This is a genomic window from Massilia sp. IC2-477 (genome assembly GCF_020707265.1).
Classification (GTDB): domain Bacteria; phylum Pseudomonadota; class Gammaproteobacteria; order Burkholderiales; family Burkholderiaceae_D; genus Telluria.
The window spans coordinates 112,563-137,891 of sequence record NZ_JAJFEQ010000010.1 but is presented as its reverse complement, the minus strand read 5'-3'; the positions used below and the strand labels follow the sequence as shown (position 1 = coordinate 137,891).

23 protein-coding genes are annotated in these 25,329 nt (G+C 66.9%); 14 read left to right on the top strand and 9 right to left on the bottom strand.

Going from position 1 to position 25,329, the window contains the following annotated elements; all coding sequences use genetic code 11:
* The first annotated feature begins 24 nt into the window (after window positions 1-24).
* From LK542_RS19630 to LK542_RS19620, 3 genes are all read left to right on the top strand, one after another.
* A complete protein-coding gene (locus LK542_RS19630; protein WP_227813250.1) occupies window positions 25-654 on the top strand; it encodes a LysE family translocator in 630 nt (209 codons plus the stop codon).
* Window positions 655-785: 131 nt separating this feature from the next.
* Window positions 786-1,136 (top strand): YciI family protein, encoded by a 351-nt coding sequence (locus LK542_RS19625; RefSeq protein WP_227802726.1) that lies wholly within the window; start codon window positions 786-788, stop codon window positions 1,134-1,136.
* 7 nt (window positions 1,137-1,143) lie between these two features.
* Complete coding sequence (locus LK542_RS19620; RefSeq protein ID WP_227813249.1) at window positions 1,144-2,391, top strand: RNA polymerase sigma factor; 1,248 nt, start codon at window positions 1,144-1,146, stop codon at window positions 2,389-2,391.
* An 88-nt stretch (window positions 2,392-2,479) separates the two neighbouring features.
* On the opposite strand, the gene LK542_RS19615 is transcribed toward LK542_RS19620, so the two are convergent.
* The 9 genes from LK542_RS19615 to LK542_RS19575 form a co-directional block, all read right to left on the bottom strand.
* Window positions 2,480-2,686 carry a cold-shock protein gene (locus LK542_RS19615; protein ID WP_227802728.1) on the bottom strand — a complete coding sequence of 69 codons (207 nt, stop codon included), beginning with the start codon at window positions 2,684-2,686 and terminating at the stop codon, window positions 2,480-2,482.
* Between the two features lie 200 nt (window positions 2,687-2,886).
* Window positions 2,887-4,332, bottom strand: coding sequence for a hypothetical protein (locus LK542_RS19610; RefSeq protein WP_227813248.1), 1,446 nt, complete (start codon window positions 4,330-4,332; stop codon window positions 2,887-2,889).
* A gap of 36 nt (window positions 4,333-4,368) precedes the next feature.
* Complete coding sequence (locus LK542_RS19605) at window positions 4,369-4,887, bottom strand: hypothetical protein (protein ID WP_227813247.1); 519 nt, start codon at window positions 4,885-4,887, stop codon at window positions 4,369-4,371.
* An 11-nt stretch (window positions 4,888-4,898) separates the two neighbouring features.
* Window positions 4,899-5,582, bottom strand: coding sequence for a C39 family peptidase (locus LK542_RS19600; protein ID WP_227802731.1), 684 nt, complete (start codon window positions 5,580-5,582; stop codon window positions 4,899-4,901).
* Window positions 5,583-5,594: 12 nt separating this feature from the next.
* Window positions 5,595-5,981, bottom strand: coding sequence for a hypothetical protein (locus LK542_RS19595; RefSeq protein ID WP_227802732.1), 387 nt, complete (start codon window positions 5,979-5,981; stop codon window positions 5,595-5,597).
* Window positions 5,982-6,047: 66 nt separating this feature from the next.
* Window positions 6,048-8,126 carry a hypothetical protein gene (locus tag LK542_RS24850; RefSeq protein WP_267877563.1) on the bottom strand — a complete coding sequence of 693 codons (2,079 nt, stop codon included), beginning with the start codon at window positions 8,124-8,126 and terminating at the stop codon, window positions 6,048-6,050.
* A 488-nt stretch (window positions 8,127-8,614) separates the two neighbouring features.
* Window positions 8,615-10,669 (bottom strand): hypothetical protein, encoded by a 2,055-nt coding sequence (locus LK542_RS19585; RefSeq protein ID WP_227802733.1) that lies wholly within the window; start codon window positions 10,667-10,669, stop codon window positions 8,615-8,617.
* A gap of 331 nt (window positions 10,670-11,000) precedes the next feature.
* Window positions 11,001-12,335, bottom strand: coding sequence for a sigma 54-interacting transcriptional regulator (locus LK542_RS19580; RefSeq protein ID WP_227813246.1), 1,335 nt, complete (start codon window positions 12,333-12,335; stop codon window positions 11,001-11,003).
* 224 nt (window positions 12,336-12,559) lie between these two features.
* Window positions 12,560-14,770 (bottom strand): ATP-binding protein, encoded by a 2,211-nt coding sequence (locus tag LK542_RS19575; protein ID WP_227813245.1) that lies wholly within the window; start codon window positions 14,768-14,770, stop codon window positions 12,560-12,562.
* A gap of 149 nt (window positions 14,771-14,919) precedes the next feature.
* Between LK542_RS19575 and ubiE the strand changes: the two genes are divergently transcribed.
* From ubiE to ssuC, 11 genes are all read left to right on the top strand, one after another.
* A complete protein-coding gene (gene ubiE, locus LK542_RS19570) occupies window positions 14,920-15,654 on the top strand; it encodes a bifunctional demethylmenaquinone methyltransferase/2-methoxy-6-polyprenyl-1,4-benzoquinol methylase UbiE (protein ID WP_227802736.1) in 735 nt (244 codons plus the stop codon).
* A 10-nt stretch (window positions 15,655-15,664) separates the two neighbouring features.
* Window positions 15,665-16,666, top strand: a complete 1,002-nt coding sequence (locus LK542_RS19565) for a Tim44 domain-containing protein (protein WP_227813244.1) — start codon at window positions 15,665-15,667, stop codon at window positions 16,664-16,666.
* Between the two features lie 119 nt (window positions 16,667-16,785).
* A complete protein-coding gene (locus LK542_RS19560) occupies window positions 16,786-17,421 on the top strand; it encodes an SCP2 domain-containing protein (RefSeq protein ID WP_227813243.1) in 636 nt (211 codons plus the stop codon).
* The gene (gene ubiB / locus LK542_RS19555; protein WP_227813242.1) at window positions 17,421-19,004 is read left to right on the top strand and encodes a ubiquinone biosynthesis regulatory protein kinase UbiB; all 1,584 of its coding nucleotides are present in this window, start codon (window positions 17,421-17,423) and stop codon (window positions 19,002-19,004) included. Before LK542_RS19560 ends, ubiB begins: the two co-directional genes overlap by 1 nt.
* Window positions 18,994-19,605: a methyltransferase gene (locus LK542_RS19550; RefSeq protein WP_227813241.1), complete on the top strand. Its 612-nt coding sequence runs from the start codon at window positions 18,994-18,996 to the stop codon at window positions 19,603-19,605. Before ubiB ends, LK542_RS19550 begins: the two co-directional genes overlap by 11 nt.
* 413 nt (window positions 19,606-20,018) lie before the next feature.
* Window positions 20,019-20,330, top strand: coding sequence for an FmdB family zinc ribbon protein (locus tag LK542_RS19545; RefSeq protein ID WP_227802741.1), 312 nt, complete (start codon window positions 20,019-20,021; stop codon window positions 20,328-20,330).
* Between the two features lie 61 nt (window positions 20,331-20,391).
* Window positions 20,392-20,979: a DUF502 domain-containing protein gene (locus LK542_RS19540; RefSeq protein WP_227802742.1), complete on the top strand. Its 588-nt coding sequence runs from the start codon at window positions 20,392-20,394 to the stop codon at window positions 20,977-20,979.
* A gap of 75 nt (window positions 20,980-21,054) precedes the next feature.
* Window positions 21,055-22,848: an aspartate--tRNA ligase gene (gene aspS / locus LK542_RS19535; RefSeq protein WP_227802938.1), complete on the top strand. Its 1,794-nt coding sequence runs from the start codon at window positions 21,055-21,057 to the stop codon at window positions 22,846-22,848.
* Between the two features lie 71 nt (window positions 22,849-22,919).
* Entirely contained in the window at window positions 22,920-23,372 is a 453-nt protein-coding gene (gene nudB / locus LK542_RS19530) for a dihydroneopterin triphosphate diphosphatase (protein ID WP_227813240.1), read from the top strand.
* A 125-nt stretch (window positions 23,373-23,497) separates the two neighbouring features.
* Window positions 23,498-24,484 (top strand): sulfonate ABC transporter substrate-binding protein, encoded by a 987-nt coding sequence (locus LK542_RS19525; RefSeq protein WP_227813239.1) that lies wholly within the window; start codon window positions 23,498-23,500, stop codon window positions 24,482-24,484.
* Window positions 24,485-24,494: 10 nt separating this feature from the next.
* Window positions 24,495-25,328: an aliphatic sulfonate ABC transporter permease SsuC gene (gene ssuC / locus LK542_RS19520; protein WP_227813238.1), complete on the top strand. Its 834-nt coding sequence runs from the start codon at window positions 24,495-24,497 to the stop codon at window positions 25,326-25,328.
* Window position 25,329: the final 1 nt, after the last annotated feature.

Genomic DNA, 25,329 nt, shown 5'->3' with positions numbered 1-25,329 from the left:
TCCAACGATAAGAAAGGAAAAAACATGACCGACCTTGCCAACCTGGGGCTGTTCTTCGTGGTGGTCTTCGGCGTGATCGTGCTGCCGGGCCTGGACATGGCCTTTGTCATGGCCAGCGCGCTGCGCGGCGGGAACGGCGCAGGCCTGGCTGCCGTCGGCGGCATCATGCTGGGTGGCGCCGTCCACGTCCTCATGGGCGTGCTCGGGGTGGCGGCAGTGCTGGCCGTCTGGCCGCCGCTGTTCAATGCCGTGCTGCTGGCGGGCGCCCTCTACATCGCCTGGATCGGCTGGACCCTGCTGCGCACGCGCGAGGGCATCTCCCTGCCGGCCGCGAGCACGGCGCCGCGTGGCCGCCCGGTGTTCCTGCAGGGGATGCTGACCTGCCTGCTGAACCCGAAAGCTTACGTGTTCATGCTGGCGATCTTCCCGCAGTTCCTGCGTCCCGAGCGCGGCAATCTGTGGGCGCAGGCAGCGGCGCTGGGCCTGATCACGGTATTCACGCAGGCGGCCGTGTATGGCGCAGTGGCGGTGGGCGCGCTGGGGGCGCAGCGCTGGCTGGCGGGAAATCCGCGGGCCGGACTGGCGGCGGCGCGCGCGGTCGGGGCGGTGCTGGTGGGAGCGGCCCTGCTGACGGTGGTGCAGGGCTGGGCATGAGATGGCCGCCAGGCTGCCGTCGCGGAAACCCAAAAAATTCGCTTTTCTTGTCGACAAGTCTGTCGAGATGAGGCAATGTCGTTCGTCATGCGAGGGCCCGGATGTCCGGGTGATCCTTTGGGAGAATACGCATGGACTACATGATCCTGATTTACGCGGACGAGCAACTGTATGCCGACATGCCGCAGGCAGAGCTTGCCGCGCTCATGGCCGACTACGGCCGCTATGCCCAAGAAATGGAGGCGGCCGGCGTGATGCGCGGTGGTTCCGAGCTTGCCCCGGTCCATGCGGCCACCACGGTGCGCCTGCGCGACGGCAAAGTCGTCTGCTGCGACGGGCCGTTTGCCGAAACCAAGGAACAGTTGGGTGGCTACTTCCTGATCGAATGCGACAACCTCGACGAGGCCATCAGCTGGGCGGCCAAGTGTCCGTCAGCCGGGCATGGCGCGATCGAGCTGCGGCCGCTGGTCAACAACGGCTGAGACGCTGATGGTGGTGCGGGTCGTCGACGAGGTATGCCGGCGCGAGGGCGGCAAGGTACTGGCCGGGTTGATCCGCCGCTTCGGCGACATCGGCCTGGCCGAGGACTTGCTGCAGGATGCCTACGCCCGCGCGCTCGAGCGCTGGCCGCGGGATGGCCTGCCGGACAATCCGGCAGGCTGGCTCAGCACGGTAGCGCGCAACCGCGGGCTCGACATCCTGCGCCGCGCGGCGCGTACGCTCGATGACTCGGCCGAGGTGCTGGCCCGGCTCGAGGCCTTGCCCGCGCTCGAGGCAAGCGAGCCTCTGCACGAGGCAGGACTGGAAGACGACCGGCTGCGCCTGATCTTCGTGTGCTGCCATCCCGCTCTGCATCCGCGCGCGCAAAGCGCGCTGGCGCTGCGCACGCTGTGCGGCCTGTCCACGCGCGAGATCGCCCGCGCGTTCTGCGAAAGCGAAGCAACGACCGCCCAGCGCCTGGTACGTGCCAAGCGCAAGATCATTGAAGCGAAGATTCCATTTGTTATCCCGACGGCAACGGACCTGCCGGGCCGGCTGGCCATCGTGCTGCAGGTGATTTACCTGGTCTTCAACGAGGGTTATGGGGCCACTGGGGGAAGCCGGCTAGTACGCACCGACCTGTGCAGGGAGGCGATCCGGCTGGGGCGCTTGATGCAACACTTGATGCCCGGGGATGCCGAAGTAGGTGGCCTGCTCGCGCTGATGTTGCTTACCCATGCACGCAGCGCGGCGCGCGTCTCGGACCTGGGGGAGCTGCTGACCCTTGAGGAGCAGGACCGCTCGCGGTGGGACCGGGGTGCCATCGCCGAGGGGCTCGCGGTCCTGGATGCGGCGCTGGCCTTGCGCCGTCCTGGGCCATACCAGCTCCAGGCCGCGATTGCGGCCTTGCATGCCAGGGCGGGGCGCGCGGCAGACACCGACTGGCCCCAGATAGCAGCCCTGTACCGCGCCTTGCAGCGTTATCTCCCAACCCCGGTTGTGCAAATGAATGCGGCGGTGGCGCTTGGTATGGCCGAGGGACCCCGGCAAGGGCTGGGCGCGCTGAAACACATGGCCGCGATGGAGACTTCGCACTATCTGCACGCGGCGAGGGCGGAATTTCACCGCCGCCTAGGGGAGTTGCCTGAGGCATGCGCCGCCTACGCCCGTGCCGCCCAACTGGCCGGCAACGAGGTCGAACGGGCCTGGCTGCAGGCCCGCCGCGCAAATATCCTCTCTTCCTTGCCTGCGGCGTAAGTGCGCGCCAGCCAACTTCGCCAAAAACAAAAGGCACGTCATCGACGTGCCTTTGTCATGTGCCCGCCTGTGCGGGCAGCTCAGCAGCTCAGGCCGATGCCTGGATGTTCGATGCCTGCTTGCCCTTCGGGCCGGCAGTGATTTCGAACGTCACGCGCTGGTTTTCCTGCAGCGACTTGAAGCCGTTCGCGTTGATGGCCGAGAAGTGTGCAAAGACGTCTTCGCCGCCGCCGTCCGGGGTGATGAAGCCGAAACCTTTTGCATCGTTGAACCACTTTACAGTGCCAGTCGCCATGGTAATTCCCTCTTGAAGTTTATCTATGTTATTGCTTTGTCGTCCGTCAGGAGGTAGTACAACCAGCGGCGGGCCCAACATTGCAAAAATGATTATAGAGACAATTTTTTAAAAAGGAAGCAAGATTTTCAATCGTGCGCTTGCCTTTTTTTAACATTGTGGCCACTGGTCTCCGGCAATGGCCACAACGGTCTTAGAGATCAGAAACTCAGGGGCATGCGCACCGTCAGCGATACGTCTGGCGTGTCGCGCGTCACGCCCGCGCCCACGGCGACGGACAGCGAACGCTTGTCGTTGAAACGATAGGAATAGCCGAGCAACAGGGTGCCGAGCTGGGTCCGGACCGAGCCCGGCACCGTGCGGCCATTCTGTTTCATGCGCGCCACGGTGCTATGGTCGTAGCCGAGGCTGAGCGAGGCCTTGTCGTTCAGCGCCAGGCCCATGCCGAAGTTGAAGCCGATGATGCCGCCCGGCGCCAGCTCGCCCAGCGGCTCGCGGATGCCGTTGCGCACCAGGCGCTCGACATTGCTGCGCTTGAAGTTGTGCAGGTAGCTCAGGTTGCCGAAGAAGACCGCCGGGTCGGACGGGAACAGCCAGGTCAGGCTACCCTGCAGCGAGTGGAAGCCCGAGCCGGTCGGCAGCGACAGCGGCAGGCCGGTGCCGGTGACGTTTTCGCCGATGCAGCGGGTCTGGCAGTCGGTGACGACCTCGAACGGGCCCTTGCCGGTGGTCGATTTGTAGCGCAGGCCGCCGATGTAATAGGCCTTGTCCGGGCCGCCATTGTTGAGCTGGTAGCGGCCGGCGATCTCGATGTCGCCCAGGTCCTTGCCGCTGGTGTCGAACACGCGCTCGACCGCGGTGCCGGTGAAGATCTCGCGGCTGACGGTGGCGTCCGAGCGGTACACGTAGGGCACCTTGACCTCGACTTCCATCCGGTTGCTCAGGCCGGTACGGCCGGTGATCGAGCCGGTGAAGGTGTTGCGCTTGACCTCGCGCACGTCCACCAGGCCGATCAGCAGCGCCGGGATCACCGTGTAGCCGACCAGGGCGACGCGATTGCTCGACGAGTAACCGAACTGCAGGGCCGGCTCGAGGATGTACCTGCCGCGCGGCGTCAGCACGCCCGGGGCTTCGAACAGCGGCGCCACTTCGGGCGGGCGCTGGTCTTTCTGGTTGCGGGTCGCCGTGTTGTTCTGGGCCTGGGCCGGGGCACGCGCCGCCGGCTGGCTCGGGGCCGGGCCCGGGTTGAGCGGCGCCGGGGTCGAGGGCGGACGCTGGTTCTGGGCCGGTGCAGCGGGAGCCTGGGCGACATTGTTGCCCTGGGCGCCGCCGTTCTGGCCGCCGGTGCCGCGCTGCTCGGACAGCAGGCTGTCGTCGATGCGGGGCGGCTGCGCCAGGTTCTCGGCCAGCACCGGCTGGGCGCCGTCGCGGCGCTCCTCGATGCGTTCGATCTTGGTGCGCTGGGCCTGCAGCTCGCGCATCAGCTTGTCGACCAGTTCGCGCTGGGCGGCCAGTTCGGCCTTCAGGGTAGCCAGTTCGGCGGTCTTGTCCTGGGCGCTGGCCGGCGCTTCCTGGGCCGCGGCAACGGGCGCCAGCAGCATTGCCGCAAGGCCGGCCGCCCCTAGGCGCGCGACGTGATTGGGCATGCGTTTCTCCATCGGCAGATTAATAATATTGCAATGCTACAGGCTTCCTGCCGAGCGCACGATTGCATCACGAATTGTTGAGTGAAAATTAAGGTCTTTGATCAGGGCCATGCTGTTGACGGTCGAGCTGATCGTGGTCTGGGCCAGGATGGCCTGGTTGTCGAGGCTGTTCTGGACCAGGGTGGCGCCGTTGCCCAGGCCGAGGTCGCCAGGTCCGAAATTGTTGCCGCCGACCTGGATCAGGCGGGCGGTACCGAGGGCTTCGCTGGCTGCCGCGACCTGCGCGGCCGTCATGTTGCTCACGTCGGGAATCGCGACATTGGTGCGCGACAGCACTTCGCCATTGATCGAGACCACCCGCTCGATGCCGAGCGAGATGGCAAGGCCGCCCGGGGTCTCGAAACCGCCGCGCGCACCGTCGAGGGTGGCGGTATCGACCGGCGCCCATTCGTCGGCACCGATGACCGCGGTTTTGTCCTGCGCCAGGGCCGCACTGCAGGCTCCGGCCAGCAGCGTGGCCGCGAGGGCCCGGCATGCGTGTATGAGCCAGTGCATGGCTGATCCTTTCAAAAGTCGCTAGGGCCGAATTTCGGCAGGCTCTGGCTGTATTGTTCGTTGTTGATGCCGGTGCCGAGCGGCGCACGCGGGGCGGAGCGCCAGTCGTCGGCGCCGTTGAAGGCCACGGTCTTGCCCGGGTACTTATGCACCACGAACAGCAGCTTGTTGGCCCATAGCTCCATGAAGCGCTCGCGCGTCACCGAACGCGCGCCGCTGGACGGGTCGCCGAGCAGGATGCGGCCGTCTTCGGCGCCCTTGATCACGACGAAATGGTTGTAGCCGCGGTCGGTAATCAGGACGATCGCTGGCAGCTTGGCCTCGAGCAGCTTGTCGAGCGGCTGCTGGAAGCCGTCGCCGACGAAGCCGCGGGTCGCCAGGTAGCGCTTCATGTCGAGCATGGAAAAGCCTTGCTGGCGGATCTTGGCCTGGTCCCCGGTCAGGAACATCTTTTCGAAGACTTCCTTTTCGGTCACCGGCGTACCGTAGTGGTAGGTCAGCAGGGTGGCCAGCGCGGCCGAGCCGCAGCTGAAGTCGAACTGCTGGCGGGTGGTCTTGCGGAACTTGAGGTCCTTGAGTGAGGTGACCGGCACCGTGGCGCGCTGGCCGACGGCCAGCTCGATGCTCGACGCCGGACACCCCGGTGCCAGCAGCATGCCGCACACGGCGGCAGAGATGGCGACAAACGTTTTCATAAAGCCTTCTTGCTATTGCAGACGCAGGTTGATGACGGTGGCGCTCTGGATCAGCACGTTCGAACCACTGTTCTGGATCACCATCGGAATGCCTTGCGCGTTGGCGAAGGAACCGCTGTCGATGACGTTGTTGCCGCTCACGGTGTTGACCGCGGTGTTGTTGCCCACCGTACCTCCCAGCACCGCTTCGGTGTGGACGGTGTCGTCCTTGCCGCTGGTGCGGCCCAGGCGTTCGGTGGAGGCGGCTTCGCCCCAGGCATCGGCGGCTTCGCGTTCCGGCGCCACCTTCACCTCGGTCAGGAAGCTGATCTTGACCGGCAGTTTCTCCGGCTCGGCGGCCTGGACCGCCAGCGGGAGCGCGACCAGCGTCGCCAGCACGAATCGGTACACAGGTTTCATAAAATCTCCCCTCGGGTGCGGAAAAACCGCCGCGCGACCGATGCCGCGCGGCGGTTACTGCCGAAATTACTGGCCGACGTTCATGTTCGACTGAACGTTGACGCTCTGCTGGATCAGCGACGAGAAGCCGTTGTTCTGGCTGATCACCGAGACGCCTGCAGCACCCTGGGCGATGTTCGACATGGTGTTCGACATGTCGAAGGCGCCGGTGCTCACGCTCTGGGTGCCGCCGTTGCCGCCGGTGCCCGCGCCGCCTGCGCCGCCCATGGCTTCGCCGCCGGTGCTGGTGCCGCCTGCGCCGCCGGCGCCCGAGGTGTTGCTGCCGCCTGCGCCGCCTTCACCGCCGGCGCCGCCAGTCGCTTCGCCCGAGGTAGCCGAGCCGCTGGTCGAGGTGCCGCCGGTGGCCGAGCCGCCTGCTGCGCCTGCGCCGCTGGCATTCGATGCGCCGCCGCTGGCTGCGCCCGAACCGCCGTTGCCACCCGTTGCGCCCGAGCCGCCGTTGCCGCCGGTTGCGCCCGAGCCGCCTGCGCCGCCTGCTGCGCCGGCGCCGCCGGCACCGCCCGCACCGCCCGTGCCGCCTTCGCCGCCAGCTGCGCCGGCGCCGCCGGTCGAGCTGCCTGCTGCGCCAGCGCCGGCAGTCGAGCTGCCTTCTGCGCCTGCGCCGCCGGTTGCGGTGCCGGCTGCGCCTGCGCCGCCTGCGCCGCCTTCGCCGCCGGTGCCTGCGCCACCTGCGCCGCCGGTGCCTGCGCCGCCTGCGCCGCCGGTGCCGGTCAGGGCTGCGCCGTTGCCGGCGGTGCCGCCGGTGCCGGTGCCGCCTGCAGCGCCTGCGCCGCCGGTCGAGGTGCCTGCAGCGCCCGAACCACCTGCGCCGCCGGCTGCGCCTGCGCCGCCTGCGCCGGAGCTCGCATCACCTGCAGTGTTCGAGACGGTGCCGGTGCTGGCAGCGCCCGAGGTGGCTTCGCCGCTGTTCGAGGTGGCTGCGCCGCCCATGCCGCCGCCGGTCTCGCCCGACATGCCGCTCGAGCCGGCGTTGGCCATGTTCCCGCCGGTGCCGGCGCCTGCAGTGCTGGCGGTGCCGGTTGCGCCCTGGCCCGAGCCGGTTGCCGCGCCGCTGGTGCCGCCCGTGCCGCCCATGCCGCCCGCGGCGCCGCTGCCGCCGCCGGCGCTCGAACCGCCGCCGCTGCCGCCGCTGCCTGCGGTCACGGTGCCGTTGCCGCCGCCGTTGCCGCCATTCAGGTTGCCGGCGTCGCCGCCGGTGCCGCCGGTGGACATGCCGCCGTTGGCGCCGGTGCCGCTGCCGGCTTCGCCGCCACGTGCGCCGTTGCCGCCGGTCGCGGTCGACATGCCGCCGTTGCCGCCCATTGCGTCGGCATTGCCGCCACGGCCGCCGGTTGCGGTCGAGGTGCCGCCGTTGCCGCCCATGCCGCCTGCAGCGCCGGCGCCGCCGGTGTTGCCGCCGCCGCCCGAGCCGCCGATGCCGCCAGCTGCGCCGCGGCCGCCGTCGCCGCCTGCGGCGCCGTTGCCGCCCATGCCGCCGGCAGCGCCCGAGCCGCCTGCGCCGGTGCGTGCATTGCCGGTATCGCCGCCGGCGCCGCCTGCGCCGCCGTTGGCTGCGCCCACATCCGAGGCGCCGCTGGTGGCTTCGCCGCTGCGGCCGGTTGCGCCTGCGCCGCCCATGGCGCCGTTGGCGCCGCGTGCCGCGCCGCTTGCGCCGCCGTCGCCGCCGCGGGCATTGCCGCCGGTGGCGTCGCCGCCGGCTGCGCCGTTACCGGCAGCGCCGTTGGCGTTGCCGTTGTTGACGGCGCTGTTGCCGATGTTATTGATGTTGTTGCCGGTGACCGTGCCGGTCAGGTTGCTGGTCGCGGTAGCGCTCGAATTGTTGAACGAGCTGTCGACGCTGGAAGTCGAGGTGCTGTTGTTATTGGCAGCGGCTGCAGCCACTTCGCTGGCATTCGCGTTTCCGGTGCTGCGGTTCTGGCCCGAGGAATTGCGGTTGTCCGAGTTGTTGCTCTGGTCAGTGGTTTGAGTTTGGGTATTGCCGCCGCGGACTTCGCCAGCGGAGTTGCCGGCTTGTCCTTGCGTGTCTTGTGCCTGGGCCATGCCGAAAGCCAGTGCGATCGCGGTCGCCAGAAGTGTGCGCTTCATCTGTTACTCCCCTTTGTGTGTCACTGAAAAGTTGAAATGCCCGGCGTCCTATGCCACCGGTCCACTTATCCCTTTAGCAGTTTGCGTGCCAGCTCGCGAAGCGTTTGCAAGTCTTTGATTAATCTGCCTATTTTTATGCTGAGCAAGCTTGTAGGACTGGATTGATGGGGCAGTACAACATCTTCGAAAAACCTTGTCTCAATCTTGTGACACTTGTAACGTAACCGTCACCAGACTGTATCAAGCTGTAACAGGGCCAAGGGGATGGGGAGCTGAGGTGTTCAGAACGCTTGCTGCGAGGATGTAGGAAAAGCTGAAGCCGATTGGCGGGGAAAAGTGGCTTGCGGCGCCAGGGCAGGCGTGCGGAAAGCAGGCAGGATTTGCCGAAGATGACAAAGCGGGACGCAAGGTCCCGCTCCGTGATGGCCGCAGGCGCAGGCCTGCGGCATCGGAAGCCACACGGCTGGCGCCGTGCGGCCGTCGTGCTGTTACTGGCCGACGTTCATGTTCGACTGAACGTTGACGCTCTGCTGGACCAGCGAGGTGAAGCCGCCGTTCTGGCTGATCACCGACACGCCGGCAGCGGTCTGGGCGACGCCCGACATTGCGTTCGACATGTTGAAGGCGCCGGTGCTCACGTCCTGGCTGCCGCCGTTGCCGCCGGTACCCGAACCGCCGTTGCCGCCGGTGGCAGCGCCGCCGGTGTTGGCGCCGCCTGCGCCGCCTTCACCCGAGGTGTTGCTGCCGCCTGCACCGCCGGCAGCGCCGTTGCCGCCGGTTGCACCGCCCGAGGTAGCCGAGCCGCTGGTCGCGCTGCCGCCGGTGGCTTCGCCGCCTGCGCCGCCTTCACCAGCGGTGTTGGAAGCAGCGCCGCTGGCGCCGCCTGCGCCGCCGGTGCCGCCTGCCGCGCCGGAACCACCCGTGCCGCCTGCCGCGCCGGCACCGCCTTCGCCGCCTGCCGCGCCGGTGCCGCCGGCACCGCCTTCAGCGCCCGCACCGCCGGTACCGCCGGCTGCGCCTGCGCCGCCGGTGGAGGTGCCTTCGGCGCCTGCGCCGCCGGTCGAGGTGCCGGCTGCGCCTGCGCCGCCGGTCGAGCCGCCTTCGCCGCCGGCTGCGCCTGCTGCGCCGCTGCCGCCGGTGCCGGTCGCGCCGGTGCCGCCGGTGCCGGTGGCGCCTTCACCGCCGGTGCCCGACAGGCTGCCGCCTGCGCCGCCCTGGCCGCCGCTGGCAGCACCGCCGGCCGCGCCCGCGCCGCCGGTCGAGCTGCCTTCGCCGCCCGCAGCGCCGTTGCCGCCTGCCGCGCCGGCGCCGCCTTCGCCCGAGGTGGATGCGCCTGCCGTGTTGGTCGCGGCGCCGCCGGTGGCGGTGCCCGAGGTGGCGCCGCCGCTGTTGGTGTCCGCGTTGCCGCCGCCGCTACCTTCGCCGCCGCTGCTGCCGCCGCCGGTCGCGGTGTTGGCGCCGCTGCCGGCGCTGCCGCTGCTCGCGTTGCTGTTGGCGCCCTGGCCCGAGCCGGTGGCGCTGCCGCTGGCGCCTCCAGCGCCGCCTTCGCCACCCGTACCGCCGGCGCCGCCGATGCCGTTCGAGGTGCCGCCGGCGCTGCCGGAGCCGCCGTTCACGTCGGCGTTGCCGCCGCCATTGCCGCCTGCCACACGGCCGCTCGAGCCGCCTGCGCCGCCCATGCCGTCGCCACCCGCGCCGCCGCTGCCGGCACCGCCCGCGCCGCCTGCGCCGCCTGCGCCGCCGGTAGCATCGCCGTTGCCGCCAATACCGCCGGTGGCCGTCGAATTGCCGCCACGGCCGCCGGTAGCGTCCGCGTTGCCGCCGCGGCCGCCGTCGCCGCCTGCGGCGCCGTTGCCGCCCAGGTTGCCGCCGCCGCCTTCGCCGCCGGTGCCGCCTGCCGCGCCACGGCCGCCGGTGCCGCCTGCCGCACCGCGGCCGCCGTCGCCGCCCATGGCGCCGTCGCCGCCGGCGCCGGTACGGGCATTGCCGGTGGTGCCGCCGGCACCGCCTTCACCGCCGCGTGCCGCGGCAGCCGAAGCGTTGCCGCTGGTCGAGGCGCCGCTGGTGGCGTTGCCGCCGTCGCCGCCCGCGGCGCCGTTGCCGCCGCGCGCTGCGCCGCTGTCGCCGCCGTTGTTGCCATTGGCGTTGCCGCCGTTGGCGCTACCGCCTTCCGCGCCGGTGCCTGCCGCGCCGCTTGCGGCTGCGCCGTTCTCGGCGTAGTTGCCGATGGTGTTGACGGTGTTGTTCGCTGCACGGCCTTCCAGGGTGCTGATCGAGCTGGCGGTCGAGGTGTTGTACGAACCGGTGACCGAGGAGGAGGCGTTGCCGTTGTTGTTGGCCGAGGCGGCGCCTGCAGCGCTTGCCCGGGCGTCGCCGCTGCTACGGTTCTGGCCCGAGGAATCGCGGTTATCCGAGTTGTTGCTCTGGTCAGTGGTTTGAGTCTGGTTATTGCCACGGCGGACGTCGCCGGCCGTGTTGCCATCTTGTGCGTGGGCCATGCCGAATGCCAGTGCGATCGCGGTCGCCAGAAGTGTGCGCTTCATCTGTTACTCCCCTTTATGTGTCACTGAAAGTTGAAATGCCCGGCGTCGTGTCAGGCCGGTCCATGTACGCTCTAGCAGGTTGCGTGCCAGCTTCTAATTCCACCCCCAAGTCCTTGATTAGCCTGAGCATTTTTATGCTCAGCAAGTTTGTAGGACTGAATTGATGGGGCGATTCAACTAGTGAACGAAAGCCTGTCTCAAGGCTGTGACACTTCGGAGTAAATTGTCACCAGACTGTATCAAGCTGTAACAGCATGCGGGGCGAACGCCCCCAAGCGCCGCTAGGGCGCTTGGATGTGTATGTAGGAAATGAGGAGGGAACCCGGACGGGTCAAGGCGCGATGGAATGCTTGGCCATCAGGCGGTACAGCGTCATGCGCGAGACACCGAGGTCGCGCGCCGCCTGGCTGATGTTGTTGCCGCACTTGGCCAGGCTGTTCCAGATAGCGGTACGTTCGGCGCTGCCGCGCGAGTTGTCCAGGCCTTCGCGCAGGATGATGGCGTCTTCCTGCGGCGCCAGCTCCAGGTCTTCCGGCATGATCAGGCGGTTCTCGGCCAGCACCATGGCGCGCCGCATGCGGTTGATCAGTTCGCGGATATTGCCCGGCCAGTCATGCTGGGCCATGGCGCGCAGCGCCTGCTTGCTGATGCCCTTCAGTTGCGGGCTTTTCTCGTCCGCATACTTGTTGAAGATGATCTCGGTCAGCATCGGCAGGTCGTCCTTGCGCTCGCGCAGCGGCGGCACGCGGATCGGGAACACGCTCAGACGGTAGTACAGGTCTTCGCGGAAGCGCCCTTCGGCCACCGCCTTCGGCAGGTCGACGTGGCTGGCGGCGATCACACGCGCATCGACCGCCACCGTCCGGGTGCCGCCGACACGGTAGATCGTGCGTTCCTGCAAGAAGCGCAGCAGGCTGGCCTGGAGGTCGAGCGGCAGGTCGCCGATCTCGTCCAGGAAGATGCTGCCGCCGGAGGCTGCCTCGATCAGGCCAGGCTTGTCCTTGGCGGCGCCGGTAAAGGCTCCACGTTCATAACCGAACAGTTCGGAATGGATCAGCGAGGGTGGAATCGCCGCGCAGTTGATGGCGATAAATGGCCCACCTGCACGAGGCGACTGGGCATGGATTTCCTGCGCCGCCAGTTCCTTGCCGCTGCCGCTTTCACCGGAGATCAGCACCGGCGCGTCGACCGCCGCGATCTTGTCGATATGGGCGCGCAGGCGTCGGATCGCGACAGACTGGCCATCGATGCGGCGCGTGGTGGCCGTCCTCAGGTGCGCTGGCGTCGATCTCGCCAGCATCGCCATGCCATGGGCGTGGCCGAGCGAGTGATGCAGCCGTACCGTGTCGACCGGACGCGTGTGGAAATCGTACAAGTGATTTGCAATGGCATGGCGCAACTGCGGCCGGTGCAGCAGATCGACATTGAAGACACCGATCCAGCGCACCTGGTGATGCTGCTGCAGGAAACGGTCGGTGTCGTCGTGCTCGAGGCTGCCGTCGCCGTCGAACAGCAGGCCAACCGGATAGTGCTGCTGTGCCAGCACCTTGCGCGCAGCCTGGATACTGTCCACGATGCACACGTCCCAGCCCTGCAAATCGCCGCAGGCCGAGCGCACGCCCGCGTTCCCCTCATTCGTAATGCATAAGAGTCGTTTGACCGACACATTGACCTCGTTGTTATTCGTTATACCGGTAATGCAGGCCACGCTGTCGGCCGGACTCCCAAGCATTCTGTAAGAAAAACACTGGGAGGGATTTGCCGGATTCTCCGACACCGCTTTAGGTACATTTAACCAGAACCTAAGGCTTTTGGGCGCACAAATATTGTAGAGTTGGTAATCCGCATCGCATAAATTCCTACAGGAATCAATGCCTTACAGTATTTACCTCAATTGGGGTATGCGGAAACGCTCGCCAGCAGGGCCACCAGGCGTTCGATCGGGTAGGGCTTGGCCAGGACCTGGACCCCGGGCAGGGAAGGCTGTTTTTCGGTATATCCGGTAGCTAGCACCACCGGCAGCGCGGGATCGCGCTGGCGCACGATGGCGGCCAGGTCGATGCCGCTGACCGTGCCCGGCATGACGATGTCGGAAAACACCACGGCGGGCCGGGCGCCGGCGTCGAGCAGGGCGACCGCCTGTTCGCCGTCGTGGGCGACCAGCACCTCGAAGCCGGCTTCCTCGAGCGCATGCGCGACCGCTTCGCGCACCAGTGCGTCGTCCTCGACGAACAGCACGCTGCCGCGCCCGCGCGGCAGGGGCGCGTGGGTCGGCGCAGCGCCCGGTGTGGCCGCCGGCTGTGGGGCGCGCGGCAGGTAGATCTCGACCCGGGTGCCGTGGCCGGGCGTGCTGTCGAGCTGCAAGAGGCCCTGCGACTGCAGCGCGAAGGCATAGGCCTGCGGCAGCCCGAGGCCGGTGCCCTGGCCCTGGCTCTTGGTGGTGTAGAAGGGGTCGAGCGCGCGCGCCAGCACCTCGGGCGCCATGCCGCTGCCGGTGTCGCTTACCGATACCCGTACGTAGTCGCCCGGCGCCAGCTGGCCCGGCGGCTGCGCCAGGGTCAGGTTGCGCGCCTCGATGCGCAGCACGCCGCCGGAGGGCATGGCGTCGCGCGCATTCACCGCCAGGTTCAGCAGGGCAAGGTCGAACTGCAGGGGCTCGACCAGCACAGGCCAGGCCGGCTCGTCGCACTCGATCTGCAGTTCGATGTCCGCGCGCAGGGCGCCGCTCATCAGCTGGCGCGCGCTGCGCAGCTGCTGGCAGGCGTCGACCGTTTCGCGGCGCGCTTCCTGGATGCGGCCGAAGGAACCGAGCTGGCCGGTGAGGGCTGTGGCGCGCTGCACGGTCTTCTTGCAGGTCTGGATCAGGCCGCGCACCTTGTCGTCCCGGTTCTTCATGTCGGCCAGCTGCAGCGCCGTGCTCAGGGTCTGCAGCAGGTTGTTGAATTCGTGCGCGATGCCGCCGGTCAGACGGCCCAGCGCTTCCAGCTTCTGCGACTTGAGCAGGGCGCCCTGCGCGCGTTCGGTGGCGGCCACCGCCTCGGTCACGCGGCGCTCGAGTTCGTCCTGCGACTGGCGGATCTGGCGCGAGGCGTCGGCCATGCGCGCCGCGACGTTGTCGATCTCGGCCAGGCCCTGCGCTTCGTAGCCCAGTTCCTTGCCCTGGCCGAGCGCATCGGCGCTGCGGCCCAGGTATTCGATCGGGCCGATGGCCCGTCGTCCCAGCGAACGCGCGGCCAGCAGGCCGGCCGCCAGCAGGGCCGTCATCAGGCTGGCCAGCATGGCGGCCGCCTGCAGCGGCACGCGCCGGATCTCGCTCACGGGAATGCTGACCAGCACTTTCCATTCTGCCGAGGGCACGGTGCTGAAGAAGGCGCGCACGTCGATGCCATCCAGGGTGCGGCTTTCGTATACCCCTTCCTTTGTAGCGTTGATCAGGTTGCGGCTGTAGGCGCGCACCTGTTTGCCGACGAACTGTTCCGGCTGGCGCGAACGGGCCAGCACCACGCCAGCGCGGTCGACGACGGTTGCGGTCCAGTCGCTGCGAAAGTCCTGGCGGTCGAGCAGCGGTTGCAGGGTGGCCACGTTCACACCCATCAGGAGGTAGTAGCGGGTGGCGCCGTCGATCCGGACCGGTACCTGGATCGTATAGTCGTAGCGTTTTCCGATCGGCGCCATGAACAGGTCGGAAACATGGGTGCGGTCGGCGCCGTCGCGCTGCATCAGCGCACCGATGTTCGACGAGCGCCGTTGCGGCAGTGCCGCGCCGAAGGCCTGGCGGGTATTGACCAGCTGGCGTCCCTCCAGATCGCTCAGCACGATGACCGACTCGCGTCCCGGCGCCACGCGCCGGGCGTAATCGTAGAACTTGTCGAGGCGGTCGTCGCGTAGCGTCGGTGACTCGGCCAGGGTGCGCAGGATCGCTGCGCGCCCGCGCAGCTCGTTGTCGACCAGCATGGCGAAGCCGCGCGTGGCTTCAGCCACGCTCTGGGTCTGCGACTTCTGCTCCTCGCGATAGACGTAGCTTACCGCCAGCGCCGCCGCAATGAAGGAGGGCACCAGGATCGAGAGAACCAGGATCAGCAGGCGGGTACGGATGCGCATGGAGGCGGTTGCAGGCAAATCTGTGCAATCTGATGATTATACAAGAGGCAATTGTTATTTCTGAAAGCTTGCCAATCGTGTGCTGCCGCCACGGCGCGGCCGTTTCCGGCCACCTTGTATAATGTGGCAACCCCAACCTGCCTGCTCATATGACGAATACCACCCACTTCGGCTACAAGACCGTCGCCGAGGACCAGAAGGTCCAGGAAGTCGCCAAGGTCTTCCATTCGGTCGCCTCGAAATACGACGTCATGAACGACCTGATGTCGGCTGGCCTGCACCGCGCCTGGAAGATGTTCACCATCGCGCAGGCGGGCGTGCGCCCCGGTTTCAAGGTGCTCGACATCGCCGGCGGCACCGGTGACCTGGCCAAGGCCTTCGCCAAGCAGGCGGGGCGCACCGGCGAGGTCTGGCTCACCGACATCAACGAGTCGATGCTGCGCGTGGGCCGGGATAGACTATTGAATAAGGGCCTGGTGACCCCAACTTTGTTGTGTGACGCCGAGAAGCTGCCGTTCCCGGACAATTACTTCGACCGCGTCAGCGTGGCCTTCGGCCTGCGCAACATGACCCACAAGGACCAGGCACTGGCGGAAATGCGCCGCGTCCTGAAGCCCGGCGGCAAGCTGCTGGTGCTCGAGTTCTCGAAGGTCATCGCGCCGCTGCAGAAGCCCTACGACCTGTATTCGTTCTCGGTGCTGCCGTGGCTGGGCCAGAAGATCGCCGGCGACGCCGAAAGCTACCGTTATCTGGCGGAATCGATCCGCATGCATCCGGACCAGGAAACCCTGAAGTCCATGATGCTGGATGCGGGACTGGAGCGGGTCCAGTATCACAACCTGACGGCGGGTGTGGCCGCATTGCACACTGGCATTAAATTGTAAGGAAGCAGAGATGAAAAAATTCGTGGCAACGATGGTCCTGGCAATTACCGCGGTCTCGATGATCGCGGAAGCCACCGCCCGCCCGATGGGCAGCAAGCGTTCCTTCGGCCGCCAGTCGCAGGCTGTGCGCCAGATGCCGGCCCCGGCGCCTGCGCCGACGCCGGGCTTCCAGCAGCAGCGTGCACCGAGCGCCGTGCCGGCCACCGCCGGCGCCGCTGGTGCCGCCGCCGCGGCGCGCACCACCCAGCGCTCCGGCATGTGGAAGGGCATCCTGGGCGGCGCCCTGCTGGGCCTCGGCCTGGGCGCGCTGCTGTCGCACTTCGGCATCGGCGGCGCGCTGGCGAGCGCGATCTCGGCGATCCTCATGATCGGCCTCCTGGTGCTGGCCGTACTGTTCGTGGTGCGCATGTTCCGCCGCAAGGACACCCCGGCCAACCCGGCCTTCGGTGGCGGCTACACCAACCCGGTGCCGGCCGGCGCCAGCCCGAACAGCTATGCGGGCAATGGCGCGGCCACGCCGGAGATCGGCTCTGGCCTGCGCCAGCCGGCTGGCTTCCAGAACAATGGCTTCGGCAGCAGCGGCGTGTCGCTGAACAAGCCGGGCGCCGCCGCACCGGTCATGCACAACCAGTGGGGTGTGCCGGGCGACTTCGACCAGGACGCCTTCCTGCGCCATGCGAAAGCCTCGTTCATCCGCATGCAGGCCGCCTGGGACCGTGGCGATACCAACGACCTGCGCGAGTTCACCACGCCGGAAGTGTTCGCCGAGCTGAAGATGCAGATCCAGGAGCGCAATGGCGCCACCGACTTCACCGACGTGGTGTCGATCGAGGGCCAGCTGCTGGGCATCGAGACCACCGCCACCGACTACCTGGCCAGCGTGCAGTTCAACGGCATGATCCGTACTGCCCAGAACGCACCGGCCGAGCCTTTCGTGGAAGTGTGGAACATGTCCAAGCCACTGAATGGCCAAGGCGGTTGGGTACTGGCCGGCATTCAACAGGTGGCGTAATTATTTTTCAGATAATTCCTGTGCTGCCGGGTTTGTACCCGGCAAACTGGTAAGATCGAACCGCCCGACTTAACCCCGGGCGGTTTTTTTTGATTAACACGCGTTTGATGTTCGCTGCCATGTTCCCGAGTTCCGCCATGCTGGCGACGCCCGCCGTTGCCACGATCAACCATCTGCTCGCCCAGGAGCCCTGGGCGCGGGAAGCGCTCGTCCGTCATGCCGGCAAGGAAGCCTGCATCGACATGGGCCAGCTCGAGCTGCGCCTGCGCGTGGCGCGCGACGGCATGCTCGAAGCCGGTACGGCCGATAGCCGCCCGAGCGTGACCATCCGCGTCAAGCTGAGCGACCTGCCGCTGATCGCCCAGAACCGCGACCGCGCCTTTTCCTACGTGAAGATCGAAGGCGACGCCGAGTTCGCCAATACCATCTCCTCGCTGTCGAAAGGCCTGCGCTGGGATGCCGAGTACGACCTGGAACGCATCGTCGGCCCGCTCGGCGCGCGCCACCTGGTGCAGGGCACGCGCGGCGCCGCCAATGGCGTGCTCGGCGCCGGCCGCCGCCTGGCCGAGAATGTGGCCGAATTCCTGCTGGAAGAGCGGCCGGTCCTGGTCCGCCCGAGTGCGGTCAACGAATTCGCGGCCGACGTGGTGCGGCTGCGTGACGACGTCGAGCGCACCGCCAAGCGCATCGCCCGACTGGAGCAGCGCCTCGCGCAGAGCGCTGCACCGAGCCTGATACTGAGTCCGGATAACTGATGATATTGAAATTCCTGCGCCTGCTGAAAATCCTGGCCGTCGCGACCAAGTACGGTCTCGACGAAATCGCGGTCACCAGCCTGCATGCCCCGCGGACCGCGCGCTTCATGAATACCGTGTTCTTCTGGCGCCGCATCACCTCGCCGCGCGCCATCCGCCTGCGCATGGCGCTGGAAGAGCTGGGCCCGATCTTCATCAAGTTCGGCCAGGTGCTGTCGACCCGGCGCGACCTGATGCCGCAAGACATTGCCGACGAGCTGTCGCTGCTGCAGGACCGGGTGCCGCCTTTCGATTCCGACCTGGCGGTGGCCCAGATCACCGAGGCGCTCGGCGCCCATCCCGACCAGCTCTTCGCCAGCTTCGACCGGGTGCCGGTGGCTTCGGCCTCGATCGCCCAGGTGCACTTCGCGACCCTGAAGAACGGGCTGGAAGTCGCTGTGAAAGTGCTGCGTCCCGGCATGCGCAAGACCATCGACGAAGACCTGGCGCTGATGGACATGGCTGCCGGCCTGATCGAGAAGGTGTGGGCTGAGAGCCGCCGCCTGAAGCCGCGCGAAGTGGTCGCCGAGTTCGACAAATACCTGCACGACGAACTCGACCTGATGCGCGAAGCGGCCAACGCCAGCCAGCTGCGCCGCAACTTCGCCGACTCGAACCTCTTGATGGTCCCCGAGATGTATTGGGACTATTGCTCGAGCAGCGTGATCGTCATGGAACGCATGCGCGGCATCCCGGTGTCGCAGATCGACCGCCTGGCTGCCGAGGGCGTGGACCTGAAAAAACTGTCGAGCGACGGCGTCGAGATCTTCTTCACCCAGGTCTTCCGCGACGGCTTCTTCCACGCCGACATGCACCCGGGGAACATCCTGGTCTCGGTCGAGAAGGAAACCTTCGGCCGCTACATCGCGCTCGACTTCGGCATCGTCGGCACCCTGAACGATTTCGACAAGGATTACCTGTCGCAGAACTTCCTGGCCTTCTTCCGCCGCGACTACAAGCGCGTGGCCGAAGCCCACATCGAATCGGGCTGGGCGCCGCGCGACACCCGCGTCGACGAACTGGAATCGGCAGTGCGCGCCTGCTGCGAGCCGATCTTCGACCGTCCATTGAAGGACATTTCCTTCGGCCAGATCCTGCTGCGCCTGTTCCAGACTTCGCGCCGCTTCAACGTCGAGGTCCAGCCGCAACTGGTGCTGCTGCAGAAGACCCTGCTCAACATCGAAGGCCTGGGCCGCCAGCTCGACCCCGACCTCGACCTGTGGAAAACCGCCAGGCCGCACCTCGAGCGCTGGATGTCCGAACAGATGGGGTGGCAGGGATTCGTCGAGCGCCTGCGCGCCGAAGCGCCGCGCTATGCCCACATCTTCCCGCAACTGCCGCGCCTGGTGCACCAGGCGCTGGAACGCCAGGCCCATTCCAGCATTACCACGACCCACCACGGCCAGCCGGTGTCGCAGACCGACCTGCTGGCGATGGTGGTGCTGGAACAGCGCCGCACCAACCGCCTGCTGGTCTTCCTGGCAGGCGTGGTGGTCCTGGCGGGCAGCATCGCTGCCGGCTACGGCCTGATGCATGGCGGCTGATCCGCCCAGCTTTGCCAGCCGTGATCCGCTCAGTCCGCAGTTCTGGGACGAGCGCTTCGCCACATCGTTCACCCCCTGGGACCGCGGCGGCGTGCCGCAGGCGCTGCGCGATTTCGTCGCCGCCAGCCCGCGGCCCCTGACGGCCTTGATTCCCGGCTGCGGCAGTGCCTACGAACTGGTCCACCTGTGCCAGGCCGGCTGGGAAGCCACCGCGATCGACTTCGCCCCGCAGGCCGTTGCGCGCGCCACGGCGCTGGCCGGGCAGTGGGGCGAGCGGGTGCGGGAAGCGGATTTCTTCGCCTGGCAGCCGGACCGGCCGCTCGACTTCATCTACGAATGCGCCTTCCTGTGCGCGCTGCCCCCAGGCATGCGGCCGCGGGTCGCGGCGCGCTGGGCTGAGCTGCTGGCGCCGGGCGGCAGGCTGGGCGGCTTCTTCTTTTTTGACCAGACGGTAAAAGGTCCGCCTTTTGGGATCGAGCGGGGAGAGCTGGAGGTGTTGCTGGCCCCGTACTTCGATCTTGTCGAGAATGCGGAAGTTGGCGATTCGATCCCTATCTTCGCGGGCAAGGAACGCTGGATGCTCTGGCAGCGCCGTCCGTAGGGTGGGCGGATTTCCGCCCACGCGGTAATCTGGCGCACCTAACCGCGTGGGCAGGAGACCTGCCCACCCTACGAAGCTGGCAGCGCCGCTAAAAGAAAAGCCCGCATGGAGCGGGCTCGAGAAATGCAGTGTTCTTGTATGGATCGCGGCGGTGCAGCACCGCGCAAAATCTTCTGTTTCTTCTTAACCGTGGGCAGCAGAACTTGTCTGTTGCCATCATGTTCTTAAGAAAGATGCTATTTAATCACCCGGGCCTGCGCTTGCGCAAACGAAACAGCTTGTGCCGATGACGAAAAACAACACCTGCCAAGCGCACTTGCGGCGCCGGCCGCGGCCTGCTGCAGCCAGATTAGGCAACGCTGCGCGTAAAAGCTTTATAATTCAGGGTTTTGAAGATTTTTGCGGAGTATCAGATGCCGATCTACGCCTACCGCTGCGATGAATGCGGTTTTACCAAAGATGTACTGCAAAAAATTTCTGACCCGGTGCTGACTGTCTGCCCGTCCTGCAGCAAGGAAGCCTTCAAAAAGCAGGTGACCGCTGCCGGCTTCCAGCTCAAGGGCACGGGTTGGTATGTGACCGACTTCCGTGGCGGTACCCCGCCGGCCACCGGCGCCGCTTCCGGCACCGCCGCGGCTCCGGCTGCGTCCAGCGAGAGCAGCACGCCCGCAGCGAGCACGCCGGCCCCGGCCGCTGCCAGCGGCGGCGACAAGAGCAGTACCTGAAGCAGGTGAATGACGCTGCGGCCGGTAAGGGCCGCAGCCCCAACAAGAACAAGAGAATTCGATGCGCAAATATTTCCTGACTGGCTTGCTGGTGCTGGTGCCCCTGGTGATCACGGTCTGGGTGCTGAGCGCGATCATCAGCACGCTGGACCAGTCGCTGCTGTTCGTGCCGGAATCCTGGACGCCGCAGGCCATGTTCGGCCGCAATATCCCGGGCGTCGGCGCGGTACTGACCCTGGCCATCGTCTTTCTCACCGGCCTGCTGACCAACAATTTGGTCGGCGGCTACATCGTGCGCCTGGGCGACCGCATCATGAAGCGCATCCCCGTGGTGAGCTCGCTGTACGGCAGTGTCAAGCAGGTGTCGGACACGCTGTTCTCGTCCTCGGGCAACGCGTTCCGTACGCCGGTGCTGATCCCGTACCCGCACGCGGATTCCTATACCATCGCTTTCCTGACCGGTGTGCCGGGCGGCGACGTGAAGAATCACCTGGTGGGCGACTACGTGAGCGTGTACGTGCCGACCACCCCGAACCCGACCTCCGGCTTCTTCCTGATGATGGAACGCAGCAAGGTCGTCGAACTGAACATGTCCGTGGACGCGGCACTCAAGCACATCGTTTCGATGGGCGTCGTCGCTCCGGAATAAAGAAAACGCAGCATCCAAGAATCAGCCCTCGGGCTTGACCGAACCAACCAACCTGGAACGAAAACTATGTCCTCCATGCGTACTCACTACTGCGGCCTCGTCACCGAGGAACTGCTGGGCCAAACCGTCAGCCTGTGCGGCTGGGTGCACCGTCGCCGCGACCACGGCGGCGTGATCTTCATCGACCTGCGCGACCGCGAAGGCCTGGTGCAGGTGGTCTGCCACCCGGATAACGCCGAGGTGTTCAAGGCCGCGGAACACGTCCGCAACGAGTACTGCCTGCGCATCACCGGCACCGTGGTGAACCGCCTGGAAGGCACCGCCAACGCCAACCTGAAGTCGGGCAAGATCGAGATCAACACCACCAAGCTGGAAGTGCTGAACGCATCGGTGCCGGTGCCTTTCCAGCTGGACGACGACAACCTGTCGGAAACCACCCGCCTGACCCACCGCGTGCTCGACCTGCGCCGCCAGCAGATGCAGCACAACCTGCGCCTGCGCTACAAGGTGTCGATGGAAGTGCGCAAGTACCTGGACAACCTGGGCTTCATCGACATCGAGACCCCGATGCTGACCAAGTCGACCCCGGAAGGTGCCCGCGACTACCTGGTGCCATCGCGCGTCAACCCGGGCAACTTCTTCGCGCTGCCGCAGTCGCCGCAGCTGTTCAAGCAGCTGCTGATGGTCGCCAACTTCGACCGCTACTACCAGATCACCAAGTGCTTCCGCGACGAAGACCTGCGCGCCGACCGCCAGCCGGAATTCACCCAGATCGACTGCGAAACCTCGTTCCTGACCGAGCAGGAAATCCGTGACCTGTTCGAAGACATGATGCGCGTCGTGTTCAAGAACGCGGCCGGCATCGACCTGCCGAACCCGTTCCCGGTGATGGACTTCGCCACCGCCATGGGCTCCTACGGTTCGGACAAGCCGGACATGCGTGTGAAACTGGAATTCACCGAACTGACCGAACTGATGAAGTCGGTCGAGTTCAAGGTGTTCAACAGCGCCGCCAACATGGCCGGCGGCCGCGTGGTCGGCCTGCGTGTGCCGCAGGGTGGTTCGATGCCGCGTTCGGAAATCGACGCCTACACCCAGTTCGTCGCCATTTACGGCGCCAAGGGCCTGGCCTACATCAAGGTCAACGAGAAGGCCAAGGGCCGTGACGGCCTGCAGTCGCCGATCGTCAAGAACATCTCGGACGAGGTGCTGACCCAGATCCTGGAACTGACCAAGGCCGAAGACGGCGACCTGATCTTCTTCGGCGCCGACAAGGCCAAGGTCGTCAACGACGCCATCGGCGCGCTGCGCGTGAAGATCGGCCACTCGGAATTCGGCAAGAAGGCCGGCCTGTTCGAAGACCGCTGGGCGCCGCTGTGGGTCATCGACTTCCCGATGTTCGAATACGACGAAGACGGCGACCGCTGGAACGCCACCCACCACCCGTTCACCGCACCGAAGGACGGCCACGAAGACATGCTCGAGACCAATCCGGGCGCCTGCGTCGCCAAGGCCTACGACATGGTCCTGAACGGCTGGGAACTGGGCGGCGGCTCGATCCGTATCCACCGCGAAGACGTGCAGAGCAAGGTGTTCCGCGCCCTGAAGATCGACGCTGAAGAAGCCCAGCTGAAGTTCGGCTTCCTGCTCGACGCGCTGCAGTACGGCGCGCCGCCGCACGGTGGCCTGGCCTTCGGCCTGGATCGCCTGATCACCCTGATGACCGGCTCCGAGTCGATCCGCGACGTGATCGCCTTCCCGAAGACCCAGCGCGCGCAAGACCTGCTCACCAACGCGCCGTCGGAAGTCGACGAGAAGCAGCTCAAGGAACTGCACATCCGCCTCCGCAACGAGCCGAAGGTCGCATAAACGGTCCTTGGGTTCGATAAACGCGGGCGCGGCCATATAATGGCTGCGCCCGCGTTTTTTTATTTGGCCCTATGCCCCACAAGATTCCCGAATCGGTCCTGGTCGTCATCCACACCTCCGCCATGGAGGTCTTGCTGATCGAACGCGCCGATCGCCCGGGCTTCTGGCAATCCGTCACCGGCTCGCTCGACGCCCCCGACGAACCCCTGCTGCAAACCGCCGCCCGCGAACTGTTCGAGGAAACCGGCATCGTGGCCGACGGCGACAGGATCCGCCTGCACGACTGGCGGCTGTCCAACGTCTACGAGATCTACCCCGTCTGGCGCCACCGCTACGCGCCCGGCGTCACCCACAACACCGAGCACGTGTTCTCGGTCTGCGTCCCGCGCGATATTCCAGTCACCCTGAGCCCGCGCGAGCACACGCAGTACGCCTGGCTGCCTCATCTCGAGGCGGCCGACCGCTGCTTCTCGTCCTCCAACGCCGAAGCCATCCTGCAGCTGCCGCGCCACGTGTCGCGCTAGCGGAAATCCGGCCATCGATATGCGCGAAACCTTAAAACGGGCGCCGCATAAGGATGTGCCAAACGATTAGTTTTCTTTCAAGTTTGCGCGTTCTACGCTATGGACTCATCAAGAAAGGCGAGTTCATGAGCGTCAACAACGAGAAAACAAGCCACCATCCCGCGCGTCCGGCACGCCGCCGCAGCCTGGGCCTGATCGCGGCCGGCCTGGCTGCCGGCCTGCCCGGACTGGCCCAGGCCCAGCCCGTCAGCCAGGTGCGCATCGGCTACCAGAAATACGGCACCCTGACCCTGCTCAAGGGCCGCGGCACGCTGGAAAAACGCCTGGCGGCGCAGAACATCGGCGTCAAGTGGACCGAGTTTCCCGCCGGGCCGGTGCTGCTCGAAGGATTAAACGTGGGCAGCATCGATTTCGGCACGGTGGGCGAGGCGCCGCCGATCTTCGCCCAGGCCGCCGGCGCCGCCCTGGTCTATGTCGGGCACGAGCCGCCGTCGCCGTCCAGCGAAGCCATCGTGGTGCCCAAGGATTCACCGCTACGGTCCCTGGCGGACCTGCGCGGCAAGAAGGTGGCGCTGAACAAGGGATCGAACGTGCATTTCCTGCTGGTCAGGGCGCTGGAGAAGGCCGGCATTCCCTACAACGCGATCCAGCCGGTCTACCTGCCGCCGGCAGATGCGCGCGCCGCCTTCGAGCGCGGCAGCGTCGACGCCTGGGTGATCTGGGACCCCTTCCTGGCTGCGGCCGAGCAGCAGCTCGGTGCGCGCGTGCTGGTCGACGGCCGCGGCCTGGTGTCGAACCACCAGTTCTACCTGGCCTCGCGCAGCTTCGCCGAGGGCCAGCCCGGGCTCACGCGCATCCTGATCGAAGAGATCGCCAAGGTCGACGAATGGGGCCGCGCCAATCCGGCCGAGGTGGCGACCATCCTGTCGGCGCAGACCGGGCTGGCGCGCAACGTGGTCGAGCTGGCGGCGCGCCGTTACGCCTATGGCGTGAAACCGATGTCGGACGAGGTGGTGCGCGAGCAGCAGCGCATCGCCGATGCTTTCCACGGCCTGAAACTGATTCCGAAACCGATCGCGGTGAAGGACGCCTTGCCGGCGTCCGCGCGCTGAAGGGGGCGTGATGGCGAACTCCGAACTGCTGCATGCGGCCCCGGCCCCGGCCTGGTCTTCGTTGCGCCTGGCCTGGCCCGGCGGCCGTGCCGGACTGGCCGCGCTGGCGCCCTGGGCGCTGCCGGCCGCGCTGATCGTGTTCTGGCAGGTGGCGGCGCAGGCCGGCTGGCTGTCGAGCCGCATCCTGCCGGAGCCGCTGCAGGTGCTGGCCGCGTTCCGGTCGCTGGCCGAGTCGGGCGAGCTGTGGGCCCACCTGCGCACCAGCCTGTGGCGCGCGGCCGTGGGCTTCGGCATCGGCGCCGGCCTCGGGCTGGTGCTGGGCCTGCTCAACGGCAGCTCGCGGCGCGCCGAGACCCTGCTCGACACCACCTTGCAGATGATCCGCAACATCCCGGCGCTGGCCCTGATCCCGCTGGTGATCCTGTGGTTCGGCATCGACGAGACCGCCAAGCTGTTCCTGCTGGCGGTGGGTGTGTTCTTTCCGGTCTACCTGAACACCTTCCACGGCATCCGCTCGGCCGACCAGGGCCTGATCGAGATGGCGCGCAGCTACGGCCTGTCCGGCTGGGCGCTATACCGCGACGTGATCCTGCCGGCGGCCTTGCCCTCGATCCTGGTGGGCGTGCGCTTCTCGCTCGGCCTGGTGTGGGTGCTCCTGATCGTCGCCGAAACGATCTCGGCCCAGTCCGGCATCGGTTACATGACGATGAATGCGCGCGAGTTCCTCCAGACCGACGTGGTGCTGGTCGGCATCCTGCTGTATGCCCTGCTGGGCAAGGCCGCGGACCTGTTGGCGCGCCTGCTGGAGCGCCGCTTCCTGCGCTGGAATCCCGCTTATCGCTGAA